The sequence below is a fragment of the Phyllobacterium sp. P5_D12 genome (assembly GCF_054049495.1).
The window spans coordinates 1-3228 of sequence record NZ_JBFUMG010000506.1; the positions used below are offsets into that span (position 1 = coordinate 1).

The window sequence follows — 3228 nt, forward strand, 5'->3', positions numbered from 1 at the left end:
GGAATGTACTGCACCTCCTCCCGCGGTACATTTACAATCAGGACCGCTGCACCTCCTCCCGCAGCGGTCCTTTTTATTTGGAAGTGTCACCGGCCTCTTCAGGCGGTTGTTTCTGGGTTGCGAGTTCCTCGACTGCCTCCGTGAGGGTCACCACTTCCTTTTCCCGCATCTGGTCGATCTTCTGGTGAAGAAGTTCAATCTTTTCATGCAGCAATTCGATTTCGAGCTCTGCTTTGATATTGATGCGGTAGTCGTTCTCCGCTTCCTTCCGATCGATATCCTGCTGGCGGTTCTGGCTCATCATGATGAATGGTGCGGCGTAGGCGGCCTGGAACGACAGGGCTAGATTTAGAAGGATGAAGGGATAGGGATCCCATTCCCGCACGTAGGCGGTGACATTGAGCACAATCCAGAAAAACAGGATTGTCGTCTGGATGATGATGAATGACCAGGATCCCATCGTAGCGGCAACTTTGTCGGCGATCTTTTGACCACGTGTAAGCTGATTTTCGAGGTCAGCGGGTTTGATGTCGCGATCCCGCCGGCGAATTGCCCTTAGATGGTGAAGCAGCTTTCGTTCGGTATCCCACAGGCCTTTTTTCACTTCTTCGACATTGGTCATTCTTTTATCCGATCGCTTTGCTCATATTGACGCCTGTCACGCGAAATCCAGAAACATCATAAACATGTTTTGCCCGTTTGTTGTCTTCAGCCACGCGCAACTTGATTTGCGTGAACCCCGTTTTAGACAGTCCCAATTCCAGAGCGGCCAAGGCCTCCTTGCCGTAGCCTTTTCCCTGATGCGCGGCGAGAATATGGAAATCGCTTATGTGGATCGAACGCGCCGGGATATCCGGCCGGTACCAGAAATACCCGACTAAACTGTCGTCACCTGAAAGGCTGTCGATTATACACAGCAACACCTGGTCCGACGTTTCCACGCCCTGCGGCAGATCCTCATCAATCTCCCGCAAGGCCTGTAAACGGGATTCGACAGGTGAAAGGCGGTAGTTGGCTGCTATTTCCGCCGCGTAGTCAGGAATGAAATAATCCAGATAAGCCGAGTATTCATCGGCACGCATCGGTCTTAGCGAAATCATCACGTTCATTTCCCGTTTTGTTGATTTGTAGTTCAGCGCTCCGTTGGAACTCGAATGACTTTGCCGCGTTCATTGATAATAAAAACGGAGGCAAAAATGAAAGAACAAACCTGGTCTACCATTATTGGAATGCTGGCTGGATTGTCAGTTGGCGCGGGTGTTGGCGAAGCAATCATGGGCAATGTACTTCTTGGACTACTGATCGGCACCGCCATGGGCGCCTTTATTGGGTCCAACAATCACATTCATCGCGATTATTGAACACGAAATACACTGGCACAAGTGAGACGGCCTTTTCGTTTTGAATAGCGCCGATGGCTCGACGCCATAAACGGTCAGCTGTGCAAAGCGCGCAAACGCGTGGTGTTCAAAAGGCCCTGTTCTTCAAGGACGGGATACGCCATGGCTGCCAGCAGCGAATTGACCTGCTTCAGATCGCGGATCGTGTCGAGGTGAATCGAGCTCGTCTCGACGCTGCGGATCGTGCCTTCACGAAGGCGGCGGAAATGCCGCTCGCTGCTCTGCTTTTCAAGGTCGCGCAAGTGGTCTTTTTCAAGCACCAGTTGATGGGCCGTTTCGCGATCACGTGAGACGAGAACATTAAACGCCATACGCGCGTTGGTAAGCACCTTGGCGTGGAAGTTGCTGAGTTCCAGCCAGCCTTCGTCGGTGAATTTGAGTTTCCGATCCATCTTCTTCTGCACCAGCGCCAGCATATTGCGGACGATGATGTCGCCGACCTGTTCCAGCTTCACGCAGGCACCCAGCAATTCCCGAGCGCGTGCAACTTCAAAGTCGMTCAGAGGCTTGGTCGTCAGCTTGGCAAGRTAGAGTTTGATGGCCGCGTGCTTGCGGTCGACCTTGTCATCAAGGGCGGACAATTCGTCGATACGCTCCTGAACGGGGTTCTCGTAGAGCCCGATGATCCCGCGCAGCATGATCTCCACTGTCTCACAAACGCGCACGGTCTCGCGGGTGGCATTGGCCAGCGCCAAGCTTGGTGTGTCGAGCACGCTTTCGTCGAGAGCGCTGAGTTCCGCGTGATCGAGCGATTTTGGCTGTTCGACCGGGACATTGAGCGCGACGACGGCCTTGGTAACCTTGAGGACAAGCGCGGAAAGCGGAACGCCAGCAAGCAAGATGATGATGTTGAAGAGGATGTGGCCATTGATGACCTGATCAGCCGGTGCGGAGCCGAGGAAGGCCACGGATGGCTTGAAAGTCAGATAAAGGATGAGGATAACGATGGAGCCAGCCCCACGCATCAGCAGATTGCCCATCGGCACGATACGCGTTTGCGGGGCAGCATTGCGGGTCAAAAGTGGTGCGATGAAGGATGATCCGAGATTGACGCCGAAGATCATCACGATGCCGAGTTCCGGCTGGATGAGGCCGCGCGAGGCAAATGTCACAAGCAGCAGCACGGCGGCAATGCTCGAGTGGAACAGCCATGTCATCAACGCTGCAATCAGGAATGCGGTGACGGGATCGGTATTCAGATAGCCGACGATCACCGGCAGCAATTCACTGTTGCGCAAAGGTTCTGTTGCTTGGCCGGTCATTTCGAGCGAAAGCACGAGAAGGCCGATGCCAACGAGGATACGGCCCACCTGCCGCCAGTTGCTTCGTTCGGTCGACATGAAGATAACGGTCCCTGCCACCAGGCAGAGTGGTACCAGCAATGTCAGGTCGAAGCTCAGGATCTTGACGACAAGCGCTGATCCAACCTCGGCGCCCCTCACGGCCATGAGTCCGGCGATACCGCTGACGAAGCCGGAACCGACAAAGGAGCCAACCAGAAGACTAACGGCCGTGGAGCTCTGCAAAGCGATGGAAAGCATCAGTCCCCACAGGACGGCGAGAACAGGATTGTGCAGTACGCCGCGCAGGCTTTGGCGCATGCGCTCGCCATATGCGCGCTCGACGCCGGTGCGAACCATGCGTGTCGCCCACAGCAAGAGCGCCACTGCGCCTGCCAGATGCAACAAAATTGCGGAACCGTTCACTTGTGATGATCCTGTCGAGTACGGAAAACACGGTAATGCAACTACACGATTTTAGTTGCGATCTATTAAGATAACATATCAATCAAAAAGGGAAAAAATTATGTTCCGGCTAAGAAAAAATG

4 protein-coding genes are annotated in these 3228 nt (G+C 54.0%); 1 reads left to right on the plus strand and 3 read right to left on the minus strand.

Annotation, left to right across the window (positions count from 1 at the left end):
• Positions 1–73: 73 nt before the first annotated feature.
• Both ACXJ5O_RS22590 and ACXJ5O_RS22595 read right to left on the minus strand, forming a co-directional pair.
• On the minus strand, positions 74–622 hold the full coding sequence (locus tag ACXJ5O_RS22590; protein ID WP_457301856.1) for a DUF1003 domain-containing protein: 549 nt from the start codon (positions 620–622) through the stop codon (positions 74–76).
• A 4-nt stretch (positions 623–626) separates the two neighbouring features.
• Positions 627–1100 (minus strand): GNAT family N-acetyltransferase, encoded by a 474-nt coding sequence (locus ACXJ5O_RS22595; protein ID WP_457301858.1) that lies wholly within the window; start codon positions 1098–1100, stop codon positions 627–629.
• 96 nt (positions 1101–1196) lie between these two features.
• On the opposite strand from ACXJ5O_RS22595, the gene ACXJ5O_RS22600 reads away from it, so the two are divergent.
• The gene (locus ACXJ5O_RS22600; protein ID WP_183661544.1) at positions 1197–1361 is read left to right on the plus strand and encodes a hypothetical protein; all 165 of its coding nucleotides are present in this window, start codon (positions 1197–1199) and stop codon (positions 1359–1361) included.
• 74 nt (positions 1362–1435) lie between these two features.
• Here ACXJ5O_RS22600 and ACXJ5O_RS22605 read toward each other — a convergent pair whose 3' ends face one another.
• Positions 1436–3106 (minus strand): Na/Pi cotransporter family protein, encoded by a 1671-nt coding sequence (locus ACXJ5O_RS22605; protein WP_457301857.1) that lies wholly within the window; start codon positions 3104–3106, stop codon positions 1436–1438.
• Positions 3107–3228 lie beyond the last annotated feature (122 nt).